Annotated in this window: 25 protein-coding genes; 1 reads left to right on the top strand and 24 read right to left on the bottom strand. The window is 39.5% G+C overall.

What is annotated here, in order from left to right; genetic code table 11:
• Positions 1-139: 139 nt before the first annotated feature.
• The 23 genes from IQP38_RS00700 to IQP38_RS00545 form a co-directional block, all read right to left on the bottom strand.
• Complete coding sequence (locus tag IQP38_RS00700) at positions 140-394, bottom strand: hypothetical protein (protein WP_039627414.1); 255 nt, start codon at positions 392-394, stop codon at positions 140-142.
• A 145-nt stretch (positions 395-539) separates the two neighbouring features.
• A complete protein-coding gene (locus IQP38_RS00695; RefSeq protein WP_193837178.1) occupies positions 540-1,667 on the bottom strand; it encodes a PIN domain-containing protein in 1,128 nt (375 codons plus the stop codon).
• A gap of 136 nt (positions 1,668-1,803) precedes the next feature.
• Positions 1,804-2,145 (bottom strand): hypothetical protein, encoded by a 342-nt coding sequence (locus IQP38_RS00690; RefSeq protein WP_193837177.1) that lies wholly within the window; start codon positions 2,143-2,145, stop codon positions 1,804-1,806.
• Between the two features lie 172 nt (positions 2,146-2,317).
• Complete coding sequence (locus IQP38_RS00685; protein WP_170903718.1) at positions 2,318-2,797, bottom strand: hypothetical protein; 480 nt, start codon at positions 2,795-2,797, stop codon at positions 2,318-2,320.
• A 166-nt stretch (positions 2,798-2,963) separates the two neighbouring features.
• Positions 2,964-3,446: a tetratricopeptide repeat protein gene (locus tag IQP38_RS00675; RefSeq protein WP_193837176.1), complete on the bottom strand. Its 483-nt coding sequence runs from the start codon at positions 3,444-3,446 to the stop codon at positions 2,964-2,966.
• Positions 3,447-3,589: 143 nt separating this feature from the next.
• Entirely contained in the window at positions 3,590-3,859 is a 270-nt protein-coding gene (locus IQP38_RS00665) for a zinc ribbon domain-containing protein (protein WP_025549200.1), read from the bottom strand.
• A gap of 158 nt (positions 3,860-4,017) precedes the next feature.
• Positions 4,018-4,329: a hypothetical protein gene (locus IQP38_RS00655; RefSeq protein ID WP_193837174.1), complete on the bottom strand. Its 312-nt coding sequence runs from the start codon at positions 4,327-4,329 to the stop codon at positions 4,018-4,020.
• A gap of 7 nt (positions 4,330-4,336) precedes the next feature.
• Positions 4,337-4,588 (bottom strand): hypothetical protein, encoded by a 252-nt coding sequence (locus IQP38_RS00650; protein ID WP_053342874.1) that lies wholly within the window; start codon positions 4,586-4,588, stop codon positions 4,337-4,339.
• Between the two features lie 208 nt (positions 4,589-4,796).
• Positions 4,797-5,174 carry a hypothetical protein gene (locus IQP38_RS00640; RefSeq protein WP_074190733.1) on the bottom strand — a complete coding sequence of 126 codons (378 nt, stop codon included), beginning with the start codon at positions 5,172-5,174 and terminating at the stop codon, positions 4,797-4,799.
• A 211-nt stretch (positions 5,175-5,385) separates the two neighbouring features.
• On the bottom strand, positions 5,386-5,919 hold the full coding sequence (locus tag IQP38_RS00630) for a hypothetical protein (protein ID WP_145568625.1): 534 nt from the start codon (positions 5,917-5,919) through the stop codon (positions 5,386-5,388).
• A gap of 144 nt (positions 5,920-6,063) precedes the next feature.
• Positions 6,064-6,432 (bottom strand): hypothetical protein, encoded by a 369-nt coding sequence (locus IQP38_RS26130; protein ID WP_228009946.1) that lies wholly within the window; start codon positions 6,430-6,432, stop codon positions 6,064-6,066.
• Between the two features lie 408 nt (positions 6,433-6,840).
• Entirely contained in the window at positions 6,841-7,284 is a 444-nt protein-coding gene (locus IQP38_RS00615; protein ID WP_193837173.1) for a hypothetical protein, read from the bottom strand.
• Positions 7,285-8,024: 740 nt separating this feature from the next.
• Positions 8,025-8,414 (bottom strand): hypothetical protein, encoded by a 390-nt coding sequence (locus tag IQP38_RS00605; protein WP_228009945.1) that lies wholly within the window; start codon positions 8,412-8,414, stop codon positions 8,025-8,027.
• A 189-nt stretch (positions 8,415-8,603) separates the two neighbouring features.
• Positions 8,604-9,482 carry a DUF2726 domain-containing protein gene (locus tag IQP38_RS00600; protein ID WP_193837172.1) on the bottom strand — a complete coding sequence of 293 codons (879 nt, stop codon included), beginning with the start codon at positions 9,480-9,482 and terminating at the stop codon, positions 8,604-8,606.
• A gap of 134 nt (positions 9,483-9,616) precedes the next feature.
• The gene (locus IQP38_RS00595; RefSeq protein ID WP_193837171.1) at positions 9,617-9,994 is read right to left on the bottom strand and encodes a DUF6979 family protein; all 378 of its coding nucleotides are present in this window, start codon (positions 9,992-9,994) and stop codon (positions 9,617-9,619) included.
• A gap of 140 nt (positions 9,995-10,134) precedes the next feature.
• Complete coding sequence (locus IQP38_RS00590; protein ID WP_193837170.1) at positions 10,135-11,619, bottom strand: caspase family protein; 1,485 nt, start codon at positions 11,617-11,619, stop codon at positions 10,135-10,137.
• Positions 11,620-11,792: 173 nt separating this feature from the next.
• Positions 11,793-12,452: a hypothetical protein gene (locus IQP38_RS00585; protein WP_193837169.1), complete on the bottom strand. Its 660-nt coding sequence runs from the start codon at positions 12,450-12,452 to the stop codon at positions 11,793-11,795.
• Between the two features lie 184 nt (positions 12,453-12,636).
• Positions 12,637-12,987, bottom strand: a complete 351-nt coding sequence (locus IQP38_RS00580) for a hypothetical protein (RefSeq protein ID WP_045409172.1) — start codon at positions 12,985-12,987, stop codon at positions 12,637-12,639.
• A gap of 144 nt (positions 12,988-13,131) precedes the next feature.
• Positions 13,132-13,632 (bottom strand): hypothetical protein, encoded by a 501-nt coding sequence (locus IQP38_RS00570; RefSeq protein WP_080608919.1) that lies wholly within the window; start codon positions 13,630-13,632, stop codon positions 13,132-13,134.
• 171 nt (positions 13,633-13,803) lie between these two features.
• Positions 13,804-14,595, bottom strand: a complete 792-nt coding sequence (locus IQP38_RS00565) for a PhzF family phenazine biosynthesis protein (protein WP_193837167.1) — start codon at positions 14,593-14,595, stop codon at positions 13,804-13,806.
• A 110-nt stretch (positions 14,596-14,705) separates the two neighbouring features.
• Positions 14,706-15,350, bottom strand: a complete 645-nt coding sequence (locus tag IQP38_RS00560) for a hypothetical protein (RefSeq protein WP_193837166.1) — start codon at positions 15,348-15,350, stop codon at positions 14,706-14,708.
• Positions 15,351-15,484: 134 nt separating this feature from the next.
• Positions 15,485-15,799 (bottom strand): hypothetical protein, encoded by a 315-nt coding sequence (locus IQP38_RS00550; protein WP_193837165.1) that lies wholly within the window; start codon positions 15,797-15,799, stop codon positions 15,485-15,487.
• A gap of 104 nt (positions 15,800-15,903) precedes the next feature.
• Positions 15,904-16,398 carry a GNAT family N-acetyltransferase gene (locus tag IQP38_RS00545; protein WP_193837164.1) on the bottom strand — a complete coding sequence of 165 codons (495 nt, stop codon included), beginning with the start codon at positions 16,396-16,398 and terminating at the stop codon, positions 15,904-15,906.
• A 221-nt stretch (positions 16,399-16,619) separates the two neighbouring features.
• On the opposite strand from IQP38_RS00545, the gene IQP38_RS26110 reads away from it, so the two are divergent.
• Complete coding sequence (locus IQP38_RS26110) at positions 16,620-16,922, top strand: hypothetical protein (RefSeq protein WP_228009944.1); 303 nt, start codon at positions 16,620-16,622, stop codon at positions 16,920-16,922.
• Positions 16,923-17,107: 185 nt separating this feature from the next.
• On the opposite strand, the gene IQP38_RS00540 is transcribed toward IQP38_RS26110, so the two are convergent.
• Complete coding sequence (locus IQP38_RS00540; protein WP_140184550.1) at positions 17,108-17,758, bottom strand: membrane lipoprotein lipid attachment site-containing protein; 651 nt, start codon at positions 17,756-17,758, stop codon at positions 17,108-17,110.
• Positions 17,759-18,103 lie beyond the last annotated feature (345 nt).

Genomic DNA, 18,103 nt, shown 5'->3' with positions numbered 1-18,103 from the left:
GACTGCTACCCAGAAAATCTTGCTTGCTAAGTACGCTAGAACTCCAAGTATCGTTGCGGCTGCCCAGGTCACTGTAGGGAATAAAACGAAGTAACCCAACAAGACTAACGCAATTATTGTAACGACGTAGTGCATGTAATTAGGCTTTCTCGATTTCGTAAATTAAATCAACCAACTGCGTTGCTTTGACGTCATCCCATCTTAGATAACTGCTCAATGAACTAGTGCCTGAGTCTTTTCCTAGGACTTGCTGGCAGATTGCTTGGTGATCTAACGAGGCGGAAACCCACACTTTGTTGGATTGTTGGCAAAAGTAAGTTGAGCCTTTCAAATTGTCCGTTTGGATTCTTTTTTTCCATGTGTCCACTTTCTGAGTAGTTATTTTTATTGCCACGATATCCTCCTAGAAACTTAACGCCCTGTTAAGGTGTGAGCAACGTAATATCGAAGCTACCGCATACCACCTAAACACTAAAATCAACGCATAGTAAAAAATGCTACGCGTTGCGAATCACTCTTAAACAGTTTGTTATACCAATTTACTCACTCCAAAAGTCAGGCTCTAGCTCACCAAAGTTAACACTCGATGGTGACGACAAGAACTCAATATCTGTTATCTCAACAGAGGTAAAGTCATCGCTATCTGTAAAATCACCAGAAAAAGTGATTAGAACCTCTGTTTCGTAATCAAATGTAGTGGTAGCTGAGCATCCATCTAAAAATACATAATCTTTATCAATGGAGTCATGAACCGATAACGAAAACGAACAAGAGGCGTCAGCCTCTATGTTTAATATTGCTTGTACAACAACTTGTTCAGAATCAACTTCTACTAGTTGTAAGCTTGGAGAAGATCCGTCTGATACAAACTCCATTGAATTAAACGACACTTCGACCATGTCATTTTGTTCCCAGAAAAAACCTGAACAAGCATCTGCATCAAGGTCCAAACCATCAGTATAGTTAATCGCACTATCTTCAATTTGCGAGTAAAAAGGACTGCCGCTTCCCTCAACCAGCGTTTTCGCAAGCGAAGTGAAGAAAGTGTAAGGCGCGGTTTTGGGTTGGAATATCGACAATGCTTCAGCAAAGTCTTGAGTGCAATCAATCCATTCCGAGTTTTCAGCATACTTTAACCAATCATTATCACTGGTGACCGCGATTATTTTCTTATCATTTTCCTCAGCCCATGCTTCAAGTGTCAGAAGGGCGATTGCATCTGGAAACTCATTTTTTTTGTTGCCACTTTGTGCAAATGGAGGCTCATTTTGGAAGTAAGCACTGATTAATGATTTAACGTCAAGATGATCTTCTGAATCAATGACTAGTAATCCAGTACTTTCCACGAAAGATTGTAATCGAGTTGCTGTTACTTCATCGATGGAGTTAGCCAATAACAAGCCTTTTGCATCATTTACAACAGATTCATCCACATTTAGATGCACATTTGTGTTTTTTAGTGATTTCTCTAATGAAGATCTAGCATCACTAACTTTTTTCTTTAGATGAGTCTCCACTTCTTGATAAACAATATCAGAAAGAACAACATCTACATCGGTAGGTTTAAATTGCTCTAACTTTTTAAACAACCCCGACTCAATACGTAAACCATTACCATCAAATATTGATGTGTCGATGCTAATTGCACCATATTCAACTGAACTCATTATTTCTCCAAATTGGTATAACGCCGCGTTAAGTGGTGAGCAACGCTACCACCTTACCTAAACCATTGTGACATAAACACTTAAACTGAAGTAAGCCGAAAACGCCATGCGTTGGGAATCCGTCTTAAACGCTTTGTTAAATGCTTGTTTTCTTCCCACAATGCAAACATTTGAAATACGGTCCATAACGACCATCTTGATAAGAAACCATGCCTCCACAATTTGGACAGCAAGTACCTTTTCCTTGCGTCCATTGCCACAATGAATATGTTTGGTATAAGAAAGCGAGTATCGCTAAAGACAAAAAGCCCAAACTTACCCAAGGAGCCGCATTGGCGGACATGATCGATAGCCCCTTAAGCATCGGAGAACTACTAAAATTACTTGGTATATAAATTTTTAGTACATAAGCACTCAGGATTGCCCCCAACGCCATAAAAGCAGGAAACCAATAAATTCTTAACAACATCATTGTCATCTAATTAATCCCTTTCTGTCGGCACACTACGACCAGCATTTAACGCCGCATTAAGGTGTGAGCAACGCTACCACGAAACTTAACCTTGCCACCGTAAACACTGAACCCAACGATGGAATGAAAAATGCCAAGCGTTGGGAATCACTCTTAAATGCTTTGTTATGTTTATATTTTACAAGTACTTATCTTTGCACGCATTACAAACATAGTGACTTTCTACTAGCTGACCAGTATTGGATTGACCACATATTTCGCATACATTAAAAGTAGAGTTGAAACCAAGCTTTAATTTCTTACCTTTCAATTCGCTGATTAATTGCAAATTTACGCTTGATCGAGGTGTTTCTTGATTTTCAACATTCTCAGAAGGCCCTTCAGGCTTAATATCATTATTTTCCTTCGATAACCTTTCATCTTTATCCTCAGCAAATGAAGGTTCAATTTTTTGATCACTGCTAGGTTTAACATTTTCTACTGATTTGACGCCATTACTTTTAATTGAATGAACTATAGCGGCACCAACAATGAGAACTGTACCGTTTAAGATAACAAGAAACGCAACACCTTCATGAATCGAACTTGTTGCTGTACCAAATACCATAAACCCGAAAAGATAGGCCAGAACACCTAAAACTGAAAACAGTACGACCATTAAATTTCCTCATTAGTTAATTAGATAAACATAACGCCCTGTTAAGGTGTGAGCAACGCAATACCTAAGCTGCCGCATACCACCTTAACCACGAAACCTAACGCATAGTAAAAATGCCACGCGTTGCGAATCACTCTTAAACAGTTTGTTATAAGCGTGTTTCGTTTTACCACTTTCTATCTAAATCTTCTGCGTATAAAGAAATAGCTCGCTGATACTCTTTAATTGCATCACTGTTCGTGGTTGATACTAAAAGTTCGAGTAGTAATGATGTTGCTTCTTTATGGCGTCCCAAGTTGTAGAGACACATGGCATAGAAAGGCTGAACTTCAATGTAACTAGGGTACTCTCTTAGAGTTTGCTTAAAGTAGCTTAAAGCCTCCGAATACATGCCAAGGCTTCGATAGGTACTCGCTAGCCCAAACAAAGCATCAAACCTTTCTACCGACGATAAAAGACCTGAAAGAGATGACAGATAATGAGTAATCGCTTCTTGCTCTTTACCTTCGTTGTCGTATGACCAAGCAATTTGCAAGTGAGCTTTAGCAGAACAAGTTTCATCGATTAGCAGCGTTTTTAGCAAAGCTCTCGACTCTTGATACTTCCCCTGTTTCCGCAATTCAATTGCTTGTTTGATGATACTTTCCATAATTTTCCTCGAAGCTTATAACGCCCTGCTAAGGGGTGAGCAACGCAATACCGAAGTCGCCGCATACCGCCTTAAACACTAAAGCCAACGCATAGTAAAAATGCCATGCGTTGGGAATCTGTCTTAAACGCTTTGTTATAACTTTATGCCAAATCTGCCTGACAATGCTTACAAACAATAGCTTCGCTTTTAACCAACTCAGCACATTTCGGGCATTTTTTGTGCTCTCCAGACTCAATCGCAGCCGCCTCTACTTTAGCTGTAACTGGTGAAACGACAAGCGCAACTATCAAGCCAATTAAAGGCGATAGCAATAATGACAATATGAAAAATCCTATTCCTGAGCGTCCTTTACTTGCAGCAAAAGCCCCAACACCAATAGACAACCCTAACCATATAATTATCCCAAACATACATTTTCCCCTTTTTCTGTTAATAAATAATTCTTAAGTTATAACGCCCTGTTAAGGGGTGAGCAACGCAATACGAAAGCCGCCACATACCACCTTAATCACTAAAACCAACGCATAGTAAAAGTGCCACGCGTTGCGAATCACTCTTAAACAGTTTGTTATATGCCGGATAAACCCAATTTATGGAAAGCTATCTTTTCATTTTTCTGGAGATGATAACCACACGTTGTTTTTACCCCATCCACTGTTCTTTTGATGGTAATTGGAGCATTTTGATTATCACGTGTCCGTCTTGCAATATATCCTATCCCATCACTCACATATAACACCTGAGAAAAAGAGAAGTTTCCCCACGAGTCGTACCCCATAAGTGTTCTAGGTACCTTTGCCTCTACTAAAAGTTTATTGAAATTTAGCACTGTTATTGATGATGTCTTTTGCGCACTAATTTGCTTCACTGCACTTAACATTAGATCGTTACTCAACAACTTTATATGGTGAGTTGTAGTGGGCATAAAGGAATTCAGGTCCACCCTCTTTGCTTATCTTTTTAGCTTTGATAAGAAACTTGGTTCCCACAGGGTAGGATTTGCGCATTTTTGAAGAACATTCAACATTCATTGATATATCCAAACCTTGACCTTTAATTGGTCTAGCTCTTACCCCAGAGCTAGAAGTAGTATTCTTACCAACATATGTTTCAATAATTACATCTATATACCCAGACATTTTCGACCTCATCGACGGTTAAAACAAAAAATTATACTTATTCGTCAAACTACTACCCATATTACGCTGGCAAGAGGCATATAACGCCCTGTTAAGGTGTGAGTAACGCAATACCGATGCTGCCGCAGAACACCTTAAAGACTAAATTCAACGCATAGTAAAAATGCTACGCGTTGCGAATCACTCTTAAACAGTTGTTATGTGCGTACTACTTGGCTGTGCATTTCCCGTAGTACTGAGATGGAATCAGGTCACCACCAAAGCCAACTGTGTTTCGACTATGAACTGTATTCATTGTATTTGTAATCGTAGTGACCATCACATTACCTGCCCCAGTCGCTTCCAAAAATGACACATGATCATTTCCAGGAACCTTTACCACCTCATTACTACCATTGTTCCCCAGCACATAAACTTTGTCGGCATCTGGTTCAATTAGATATCTAAGAATGAAATCACTCTTTGCCGTATGAACACCCTCTGGGTCTGAATACTTTTTATATACGCACTCTAAGGTACTGGTAGAAGCGATGGCTGAACTAGAGACAAAACAGAAAGCGATGAAAAGTAAACTATTGAACTTCATGAAAAACCTATTTTATAAGATATTTTCCGAGGAATTTTACTCTCATCTGTTTCATAGTTTGTGACATATGCCGCAAAGCACATAACGCCCTGTTAAGGTGTGAGCAACGCAATACCGAAGCTTCCGCATACAACCTTAAACACTAAAACCAACGCATAGCAAAAATGCCACGCGTTGCGAATCACTCTTAAACAGTTTGTTATAGCGAATATCACCACGACTGTATGTCCCAATCACCTGTTTTAGGGTTCCTGACCATCTTGGTATTACTTGGATAATCACTACCAACCAATTTGAAAATGTTTATTACCTGCTCAATAGAAACTGAGTAAAGCTTTTTATTTCGATCTTTGTCTGACGTAACATAAAAACTTACAAGGTGCCCTTCGTCATTTAGTTCTGGCATAAATACATAACTATGCACAATAAAATTGCACAGTACTCTGAGAGTTTTGGTTTCACACTGTTTGCCGCTAAGATCATACAACTCGTCCAATCTATGCCAATTCATATAATCTACAGGCTTCAGGTTAGGGAAACATTTCAAACTAACATCAAAGCTTTTGGTTGAGTCTGAGATTTTGGCTGTATCCATTAGCTTTCGAATGGCATAAAAGCCGATGAAAACATCTTTTTCAATTTGCACAAACTCAGATTCATCAATCTCGTTTGATCTACTTAGTTTCTGCAATCTAGATGCACTTTCTAGCAAAGGTTCTTTCCAATCAGAAGATTCCCAAATCATTTTTTGCCTCTATCGCTATAACGCCGCGTTAAGTGGTGAGCAACGCTACCACCACACTTAAACCATTGTGCCGTAAACACTAAAGCTGAATCAAACCGAAAATGCCAAGCGTTGGGAATCCGTCTTAAACGCTTTGTTATAAGCCTACCCAAAGATACGTGCCCAAAACCCTTTCTTTTCTGTTAGCTGAGGTTTCTGGCTTTTAGTTGGTTTAGTGCATTTATTAACCTGTTTCTTTTGGTCAGCAGCTGTCATTAGAATGTTCACTAAATCAAAAGTTGATTCATAATTAATCACATCACAAGCCTGCACAGATTTTGACTCGGAAAATAGGTCTTGGAAAATATCTTTCCATACGTTGTAGTATTTCGAGCACTGTTTTTCAGTACCAAACATTTGCCCATAAGAACCACAAAGTAATGCATGGGTAATCTGTTTGCGCTGCCCATTGACCGCTTTTGCTTGGGAGATTTGCTCCGCACTGAGAGCAACAAGTATTAGAGAATTTTCCATATTTCCTCTTTGGCTTATAACGCCCTGTTAAGGTGTGAGCAACGCAATACCGAAACTCCCGCATACCACCTTAAACACTAAAACCAACGCATAGTAAAAATGCCACGCGTTGCGAATCACTCTTAAACAGTTTTTTAGCCTACAGTTTCCAAAAGTCTCGAGAAATCCTTTCGTGATCCTCTCGGAATAAATCTAAAGCATATGCTTCATTAGAAATTAACAACACCAATTCGACAATAATCGGCTTCAACTCCTCGAAATAACTTTCGACATCTCCCCACTTCAAATTAAAGTCTTTAGGGTCAGCTAAGCTGGGGTTCTGTACCATCTTGCCTCATTTCGTAATGAGCAACCAATTTATTGCGTACGTTCCTAATTTTATGATGAAGATCCTTGCCTTTTAGTTCGCTAAATAATTTTTTTTGCCTTGTGATAATGCTCATCAAACCTTTGAGACTTGTCTCCCAAATCTCTTTCTCTATGACGCTCTTCCCAGAATGCTCTTGATTCGGGGTCAACGTCGTTTACCCAAGTAATCGTTGTCGGTTTACAGTAGTCCCTTTTTAAAGCCTCTAAAAGAGGCTTAGAGGAAATAAGTTCAATAATATTGAAAATTGATGGAGACGTATTACCTCGGTCAAATGAAATAGCAGCTAACTCACGAACAATATCTAGATACATTGTTATACGCATTAACTCAAGCCCATGACCACCATAAGAATGATCCCACTTATGAATCAAATCAGAATCGTTTAATAGGGGATTAAGCAAAGCTAATTTTCGATCTGCAATAATAAGTCGACTAATCATTGCGGTAGAGTAAGCTCTAACTTTCTTAACTCTGTGTTCCATGCTTACCTCTGTAGGCTAACGCCCAATTAACGTGTGAGCAGCGCAAACACTGAACTTAAACATTGCGCCGTAAACACTAAACTCAACCCGAAGTGAGAGCGCCAAGCGTTGCGAATCACTGTTGAATTGTTTGTTATGTTTTACCACAAACACATGATTTACTTGAGAAAGAACTGTTATTTCTGACTAGTTTTCTGAAGCAAACCACAAGGCTAGACCAACTTGACCGCCAAAGGCGACCAACCTAAAGCGTGTAATTCCACTTCCCTGCCCAATGAGGCAACCCAACTAAGAAACAACAAGCGCCCTGTTTTTCCAACCAAAGCGCAAAACAATGGCAAATTGCCGAGGCAACTGCCAAGCCAAAATGCTAATTGGCTAAGAACTCGAACGCGACTTAAAGCCAGTTACACAAGAAACCGAATACCACGACCTGACAATGAAGCAACCCACGAACATTGGCATGTTTTACGGGCTGAGAGATTCAAGAACTTAGGTCAACAATGCGGATTTGCTGAGTCTACTCAGAACGGACGGCCTGAGGGACAAAGAACCAAAGCTCAATACCTTTAAGTCCTTGAAATACAAGTAAAAAATAATGCCCTATCAAGGTGTGAGCAACGCAATACCGATGCCACCGCAGACTACCTTAAACACAAAACGCAACGCATAGCAAAAATGCCACGCGTTGCGAATCACTCTTAAACAGATTGTTAGTGCTGTGTCACTGCAACAAAGAACTAAAGTTCTATATATTCACAGCCATCAAATGCTTTGCACCGTGAAAAGGCTACGTTAAAACGTTTGAAAAATGCCAAAAACTCATGGGCATTCATATCTAATCGAACAACTTTAACTCCAACAGGACCTTGGGCTGAGGCTATTTTTTCTTCAACAGTCTCACCTGCGACAAGAGGTAGAATCATAAAAGTAACAGAAACGGGATCATTGTGCTCCCCGTCATTTTCACCAACATACATCTTCACGCCTACAAGAAACTCATTTTTTTCCATATGACCATTGTCTTTTAGCCATGTAGAAATTCGTGTTTGATCGGCGTCATCTGCCGCACATGTTCCTTTCCAATCATCATATTGGACAGAAGCTTTAAAACTTACGCTATGCATCATTGATTCCTTATTATCTATTTACATCAATGGTATAGCTTATACTCCGAATCTTACCTATATGCAATTAAGCACTAACGTCCAATTAAGGTGTGAGCCACGCTACCACGACACTCAACTTGGATGCCGTAAACACTAAACTTGACCCAAACCAAAAATGCCAAGCGTGGGGAATCACTCTTAAATTGTTTGTTATAAAACTTTTGCCACAATACTTCCTGCTATAGTAGAACCTCTCGGCTCATAACGAGATGTAAATTGTTCAAGCAATATTTTAAACTGCTCCGTTGATACTGCTTTTATTTTTTTGTCTAGAAAATCGTTAAGCGCTTGATGTAATTCAACAATATTTATCATTTTTATCGTTTCTGAAATACTTACACAGTTAAATTGTTGATCATGCATACCTGTCGTCAAGTGGAGAACTTCGTGATCAGACACCTCAAGCCACGTAATACACCTATAGTTTCCTTTGTTATCTAGACCAACCCAACCTGATGGAACTCGTTGTTTTATATGACCTTGCTTATAAAGCTTTTCTATTGCTAGTTGTGCCTCCAACGATATCCAATACGGAAATTTAGAATTCGTATCTGAGGAGGTAGATATAAGAAAACAAGGGTCAAAATCTTCCTCATAAGGAATGTTACCCATAAGCTGAGCTTGTTGAAAATCTTCGCACAGAAACCAACATTCAATAAAATAAGTCAGTAAATCAAGACCTTTAAACTCTTTCGATACATAATTAAAGTTTGCTCGTAGAATCGGGAGTTCAAACCTCTTACAAAGACTATTTTTAAGGAGATCATTTTTTATTTGACGTGATTCAGTCCTATGTTGACGACCATCATACTCAACTGCAAATATTGGGTGATAGTCATCGTTTACAATAACAAAATCAAAATGAGACTTTAAACAATAGCTAAACTCATCTTTTGATATCCCGCTGTTGTTTATAGGGAATACATCAGCCAACCTTACTTTAGTAAAAACTTTGGCTCGTTCCTTACAAACATGAGCTAACTTATCGTAAGTTACCTCTTCATATTTATTTAGTAATCGTAAATTCATATAGTTTTATAACGCCCTGTTAAGGGGTGAGCAACGCAATACCGATGCCGCCGCATACCACCTTAATCACTTAAACCAACGCATAGTGAAAATGCCACGCGTTGCGAATCCCTCTTGAACAGTTTGTTATGTGCTTACTCCAGCAACCCACGAGACCACAACGACACAACAACATCCATTTGGCTATTATGCACTTTAGACTTGGAGCCACATGACTGAACCCAGAGTTTTTTGATATTGTTTTGCATGTCTGGATTTTCGTTTAGCAGCCTAACTGCCTCTAATGCATATTGTTTATTTAGAACTGATTTTGTATAGCTTCCTCTGGGCACACCAACGACAAAGCCACTTTCAACTAAACCTAGAAAAGCGTTTTTTGGACACCCTTTTTTGATGGAAGCAGCATTTTCCTTGAACTCTTTTTCTGCAGCTGTATTCCAAGCTTCAACTGGACAGACTCCAGTTTGAGCGATGTGAGTAGCTTCTACAGCAACATCACCATATTTGCTCATTTGACATCCTGCACATAACGCCGCATTAAGGCGTGAACAACGCAATACACAACGGCTACCGCATTGCGCCTTAAACACAAAATTCACCGCAAACTAAAAGTGCCACGCGTTGTGAATCGCTCTTAAATGCTTTGTTAGGTCTACTCCCCAAAGCGTTTGATCAGAACTTTTACTATGGAACTTTCTACTTGCTTCAATAAGTTGCTCATAACATTTTGGATTTCATCCTGATCACTAAGTTTACAATGGGCAATTTGCCATTCCTGCGAATTACCTAGTTTGCGATTGTTCCAACTTACTTCCTTCAATCTTTCATACTTGCAGAAAATTGTAAGTTTGGACTTTGAGAAAACGAAAGTTATAAACACCTGATACCAAGGTAGGTTTTCTTCAGATGGGGTAAGTGTCACAACCAATGCAGAGCCAGGAGACGGTGCTGTTAATTCAAAACCATCGACAACTTTTCGATATTTAGTTACAGGCCTATATTCGACACGCTTTTCTCTACCAAACATAGCTAAAGAACGAATTGATTGGGGTTCATATTCGACCTTCTCCTTAACTTCGTACTCTTCATCTTTGTATGTAGGCCTTGCGAAATAGTTGTCATCATTTGATTTTAACCAGTTAGCTATACTTTCGGTGTTGTTCAACTTGTGACAGTCAGTTTCCAAGTCAACTTCTATATCGTATAGTTCATTTAATATAACTGACCACTCAAAAGCCTTAACCGTTTCTATTAACTTTGAAAGAGACTGCATACACTTTTCTTCATTGCAGTAATCTTTCGCTTTAGCACGAATAGCCTGAATTAACTTTTCGTCTTCTGAAAGCTCAGATTTTCCACCTTCTGTTACATCTTCTTCATCTTCCAATTTTATTGAAGATGACGAAGGTAGTAATTCTTCCAATTTTTCACCTAGCAACTCAGAGACATTACAAAACACTTCCGTATTATCAGCCTGCTGCACAAACAATGGTGTTTGATATTTCTGAACTGAAACATCATCTGAGATATAGGCCATGATATCTCTATAACGAATATCTTTGCCTTCGAAGTTTTGTAAGGAATGAGCAAAGCTCTTTGTGAATACACTGTAATCAGGCAATGCTATTGATGATTGGGTGTTTGACGATGAAAATAGGAAATAAGTTTTATTAAAATTGTTTGTTGACGATTTTTCAAAAACAACCTGTAAATCGTTATTTGATTTTATGTACTCTGTACCAGATTGGCACGCGTCAACAATTTTAACAGCTAAGTCAGGATTTAAGGACTTTAACATTGAATCAAACTCACTATTCCTTAAGGACGTTTGCTCGATTTTTGATCCACTAAAATCAGAAAAAAGATATAGAAAATCATCTCCATAGCGGGTCCCATGACCAGTATAATAGAAAAACACTTCTTCTATATCATCTTCTTGATACTTGCGTATAAATGAGGAAAGTGCAGCTTTTGCTTCTGTGCTGTTTGGGCTCTCATTTAACAAAAGGCAGTCGTCATATTTTTGAGTCAAATTAATTATTGATGACATTAACTCTAAATCGCGACTGCACGGTTCTAGACTCGCTTCATTATCGTAATTGGATACGCCAATTAACATTGCCAATTTCTTACCCACAGGTACCTCTTTACTATTTTTATTACCTAGACCTAACGTCCAATTAAGGGGTGAACAACGCCTCCACCCAAACCTAAAGCATTGTGCCATAAACACTAAATTTGAAGTAGAACCAAAAATGCCGAGCGTTGAGAATCCCTCTTAAATTGCTTGTTATGTGTTTGCTATTTCGTTCATCGAATATTAACTTGTTGCTGTAATTTTTTAATATAAACATTCAACGATCTGTTGAACTGCGGAATAGTCTCAGCGACAAAACCCCAGTCAAAGATTAACAAAGCACTACTCCAACCCACGTGAGATATAAGCCCATCTTCACCAGGTTGTTTATCACCATGTTTTACGTAAAAGCTTTGCTGATCAAAATGTGCTCCCTGTTGATCACGATATGCTTTTGCTTGCTCAATAAAATTATAAAAGTCTCGCCTAACATTGTCCGAAAATGCATCCGAGATCACTTCATCTAGAATTGGTTCCCAGAATATTTTCTTATTGCCAGCGATAACACCAGCCTCTCCAAAACCAGCGTTAAAGATGGTACAAAATTTGATGATAATCTCTTCCGTTATTAATTCATCAATGAGGTGGACATCATGTATGTCTGGGAACAGGGAACCATGCTTACTTTCAAAGTTATCTAATGCTTCTCCTTCAAGTCGTAAACCAGTTTTTAACCTTACACGCTCTTCGTCATATAACTCAGTGATATTTTGTGGCCTCCCAGATTCACAAAAGCGGTCAACCCTTGTTCTCAGCGCCAAAAGATCGCGAATTCTATCAAGTGCGACTTTCCACAAGTACAGCCTTCCAAGGGTTTCTTTCTCACTCGACACCTTATTTCTCCTAACCTTACTGACATATTTACGATGAATTTAGACAAAACACATAACGCCGCATTAAGTGGTGAGCAACGCAGACCACTGAACTTAAAGCATTGTGTCGTAAACACTAAAGTTGAAGCAAACCAAAAGTGCCAAACGTTGGGAATCCGCCTTAAATGCTTTGTTATGCTCGTACTTAAAGAAATTGAAGGACTAAACAAGCAATAAACGCCGGTAGACCGGCTATGAAGAAAACTAAGCCTGTTTGATAGTTCATTCGATAGTGCTCTCGTTCGTCTTTTTCGAAATCATGCCCTTCTACCATTTTGTAAACTTTATCTCTTCTAGGATCATCTAACCGAGTCGTCTTGCTATGGACACCACCTTCCCACATTAGCTTCGCTAAAACCCATATGACGATGACAACAAAGAAAAGAAAGTCGACCAACTGAGTAGTAGCAAAGAATGGAACAAACTGGGCTAGAGCGATAACAACAAGAGCCGCGGAGAGGTTAATTAGAACCACTTTCTTGAATAAATCGAGCAAAATCATCTCCTAGAGCATAACGCCCTGTTAAGGTGTGAGCAACGCAATACAAAAGCCGCCGTAAACCACCTTAAACACTAAAACCAACGCATAGTAAAAATGCCACGCGTTGCGAATCACTCTTAAACAGTTTGTTAGCTTTCTTTACTTAACAATACAGGTATATCTGCAACGACCACGTTCAGATGCGTCAATGGCAATCTGTTCATTGTCAGTTTCAATTCTATACTCAAAGTAATAGCCACCCCTACTCGGTTCCGAATAACAAAACTCATCGATAAACTCAGCATTTAGCAACATTGATTTATCATATTTTCGAATAGGTGTCTCACGTGAGTAACAAGCAACAAACTCACTATTGATTAATGTATTCGGTAACTCAGCGATACAATTTGTTATATAAGTATCACCTGATTTCCAAGCGACGGTAGGGTTGAGAATTTTTGAGAAATATTTTATTCCAGATTGAGTCTGACTAAGCAACTTAGGATCTGAGATTTCATCCACTTGGCTTGTGGTGATTTCACAGGTTTTTGTCACCCAAAAAAACGACAGGTCAAAATTTACACTATGTATATTTTCACTTGCCGAAATCGACAGCGATGAGAATAAAGCACCACTGACAGCCAACAAATACCACTTCAAATTTATCTCCTTGGTACTGCAAACGAGTTTGAAAGCTAACGCCCAATTAAGGTGTGAAGCACGCAACCACAACACTCAATTTGACCACCGTAACCACTGAACTCAACTCAAACCAAAAATGCCAAGCGTGCTGAATCACTCTTAAATTGTTTGTTATAACGCAGATTTCCACTACACGTAAACTTGCCCTTTGAGATACAAAACACCTTTTCCCGAAATGACTATTGTTTCATCCAACACACTGCACTTCAAAACACCACCTCTTCTTGATGCTTGGTACGCAACTAAATCTGATTTACCTAACTTATCAGCCCAGTAAGGTGCTAACCCAGAATGGATAGAACCTGTTACAGGATCTTCATCACCACCGTTTGCAGGCCAAAAATAGCGAGATATAAAGTCATAGTCATTAGATTTAGAAGTGACAACCACATCCAATGGTGCGAGCTGTTTCAGCTGCTCTGAAACATAAGATACTTCAAGAACATCATGCTCATTATCAAAGACTGCAAAGTATGCTTGTTTATTTCTTAGAACCTCAACAGGTTGTTTCGATAAACCACCTAATAATTGTGCAAGAACACATGATACAGATTCTGGCTTTTGGTTCGGAAAGGTCATTTCGATTTCGCCATCTGGATTCAGAATGACCGTCAAGTTACCTACTTCACGAGTTATAAACTCGATTTGGTGTGTAACACCAAGCTCATTAAACAACACGAAAGCAGATGCCAACGTAGCATGACCACAGAAGTCAATTTCAGTCATTGGTGAGAACCAACGAATCTCGTATTGATTAGAGCCTACAGCTTTTATATAAGCTGTTTCTGATAGGTTATTTTCAGCTGCAATATTCTGCATTAGATCATCTGAAGGCCACCTTTCCACAGGAATGACCGCAGCTGAGTTACCTTTAAATTGTTGATATGTAAATGCATCAACTATGAATATATCCATTTTCAACGTACGAACTCCATTTGCGTTATAACGCCGCATTAAGGTGTGAGCAGCGCTTGGCTATACTTGAGCGAAGCGAAAACGCCAAGCGTTGCGAATCACTCTTAAATGCTTTGTTAGGTATGTTGTTTTAGGTTTTGCCCAAACATAAACAAAAACATCTCTGCCTGTGCTGCTGTGCACTCTGAAGATAGTGCAAAATCGTTCATAATTTTCAGATACTCAGGATAAAGGTTTGGGGCATTTGTATAAGTTATACGCTTCATGCCAACAAACTCTTTATAAATACCTGTATTGATGGCTTCAATTACACGAATGTCCAAAATTAGTGGCTCATACCCCTCAATTTTACCTCCGACAAAATAGAGAAATTTTGAGTATGTAGACAACCCTAACCCACTAATTTCTTTTACTTTATTGTAGTGTGTTTCCCAGTTATCGACACCTTGCGATGCACACTCTAATAAAGAGTCTATTTCAGGCAATTTTCTGATAATCTTTGAGAAGTTGTTACCCCTCATACCTGATGAGTAGCCCCATAGAATCGTTGATATTATTAACTTGTTGTAATCCTGAGTGTCTGCGATGTCTTTGAGGTCTTGCCTGCGTAGTTTTACCTCCTGTTCACCAGAAAATATAGATTGTATAATATCCCAGATTTCTGGGTGGCTCTCTTGATACTTTTCCCAAGTAACTACTTTTGTACCAATAGCATGGTCTGCTACAGGCAAATGACCAATCAAGGATTTGTAATTTTCCATAGTTCCCTCTGAATACCTAACGCCTTGTTAAGGTGTGAGGCACGCAATACCGAAGCTCCCGCATACCACCTTAACCACTAAAACTAACGCATAGTAAAAATGCCACGCGTGCCGAATCACTCTTGAACAATTTGTTATAAGGTGGGCTCCAGGAGAATATCGTAACCATCAACTTCAATTAGTCCAAAGTCACCTTCTAAAGAAAGAGAACCTTTAAAATAAGATACTCCTTCAACTTCACCCAATGTTGGAATGTCGTTTAAAGTCGTCTTTCTGGCAGATAGCTGCATCACCTTAAAGCGAGCAGTTATAGCTTTACCATGTTTATTACAAACAAGTAGTTTGACCTTCTGTCCGGAATCGAGAAGGAATAACATTTCGATGTCGGTATCATCAAAACTTTGATTTAGATAGAGCAACTCTGAATCGATTAAACAATTTAGTTCCATATTCCTTCAAGCCTTATAACGCCGCATTAAGGTGTGAGCGGCGCTTGGCTATACTTGAGCGAAGCGAAACTGCCAAGCGTTGCGAATCACTCTTGAATGCTTTGTTATGTGCGCGCTAAACGGTAGCGCCTTACCGTACCCTCACTCTCATCAGTGTAGTTACCGAGGTATTCACCACCACAGTTTTCGATGACCTTTTGAGATGCGGGATTGTCAATTGAGCAAGTAACAATAACTGAATCAGTGACAACATGGTCTCGCACCCAAGCAAGCAGAAATGAGGCTACACCCTTACCACGAGCTGACGGTCTAGTTTCGTAGCCGACATGACCAATGACATTTTCTACGTTGGCATTAGTACCTTTGCGAACTCGGATTGCACCTGAAATTTCGGAGTTCGATACACAATAGTAAGTTGTGCTAGGTAAATATCCCTTTGGTAACTCGGAGATTGCCTTTGAACGTTCGACCAAACCTGACAAATAAGCTGTCGGATCTTGCTCCACACCCGAATATTTTGGAATACCCGATTCTAGGCATTCTTTCGCATAACTCGCTAATATTGGGGCCAAATCAGGGTTGGCCTCTATCACTTCCATGTCAATTTTCCTCATAAGCACATAACGCCGCATTAAGGTGTGAGCGACGCTTGGCTATACTTGAGCGAAGCGAAACTGCCAAGCGTTGCGAATCCCTCTTGAGCAGTTTGTTAGTCGCGAGGAACCGAGCGACAATTTTAAGCCAAACTAAACTTTGCGAACAACAAACTTTATGTGCTTTGATGCACTTAAGTCAGACGTAGTCTCAAAGCAGCTATTCAATGAAACCACTTGGAACAAACAACGCCGCAGAAAACGAACTGATAACACCAAAAGGCGCTTTTGGAAAGCTAATCTCACAGTGCGGACTTTCAACGAAATCACTGAAACCACGTGGAATTTACGACACCAGAGAAAACGTCATTTCAGCGAGTAAATCGGCTTTTGTGCCGACAAACTCACCGAGCGGAGTTGCAACCAAAAACAGACTCTCGATCGCCCTACTCTGTAAGCACCAAAGAACAAAACAACCGCTAGGACAGATACAAAACTTTGGATTTAAAACGGCTAGAACTAAGCTCTGATGATCGACGATTAATCGATGTACCAAGCAAACAGCTGCTAAATTTTAAGCTCAGAAACATGATTTTGATTGCTAGCTTTTTCTGGCGACTAACGCCGCATTAAGGTGTGAGCGACGCTTGGCTATACTTGAGCGAAGCGAAACCGCCAAGCGTTGTGAATCACTCTTAAATGCTTTGTTATGCCGCTACTTACATTGAACACCCTCGGGTAGTTTTATTTTATAGTCGTAATCCACAGGTCGTTCAAAGTCCGTCCGCGAAATAGTTTCATCGATTAGGAAGTTGTACAAAAAGTCACTATTGCAGGATTTTTCAAAAGTTGAGCCCATAGTGAATAGTACTTTCTTTTCAGTAGCTAAATCGTAATAGTGTAAAGCGAAAGAGTGGTAAACCATACTTCCTGTTTTTGTAGATTTACCAGTAACACCAAACGTTTTCTGTTTTGTTGTATTACAAGTGGCTGTGATACCAAAACCTGTACAATTTGTCGTCGAGTAACCACTATCAACCATGCCATAATCTGCAGACTCATAGGTATAAGTGTCGTATTTTTCCTCTAGCTTTATATATGCAGCAGCGACTGGAGTTATTTGGTTTTCCACCAACTCTCGGCTAGAGTATACGTTTGTAAAACCTCGTTCTTTAAGAGCATCAATTACTGAGCGAATATAAAACTTAGAAGATAAGTCATTTTCATCAAACGTCGAAACTACTATTGGAGTGCTTGCATAAAAGTTGACGTCAGGATCTAATACGCTGTACTGGCTTGCTTCAATAGTAGTTTGACAACCAGAGAGCATTGCCACTAATCCTAATGGGAATAAATACTTATTCATGATGATTCTACATTAAATTCAAAAGTTTTGATTATCCCACATAGTCCACTTTATGAATATGACTCAAATCAGAAATTCATCGGGCGGCATAACGCCTTGTTAAGTAGTGAGGCACGCAATACAAAAGCCTCTGCACTGCTCCGTAAACACAAAACTCACTGCAAACCAAAACTGCCACGCGTGCCGAATCTGCTTGAACAGTTTGTATGGATAATAAGTACTCCAATCGGGTAAGGTGAGACCCAGACTTTAGCTGCAACTAAAGTTCTTCTATCTGGTAGTTCGATTGAACGATGGCTCCTCAATTGAGAGACCGGTAACAAGTACGAACGCCAGATAGAACTC

This window comes from Vibrio sp. OPT41 (assembly GCF_015163595.1).
Lineage (GTDB): Bacteria > Pseudomonadota > Gammaproteobacteria > Enterobacterales > Vibrionaceae > Vibrio > Vibrio alginolyticus.
Note: the sequence above shows the minus strand (reverse complement) of the source record. Positions and strands in the feature narration are given on the sequence as shown.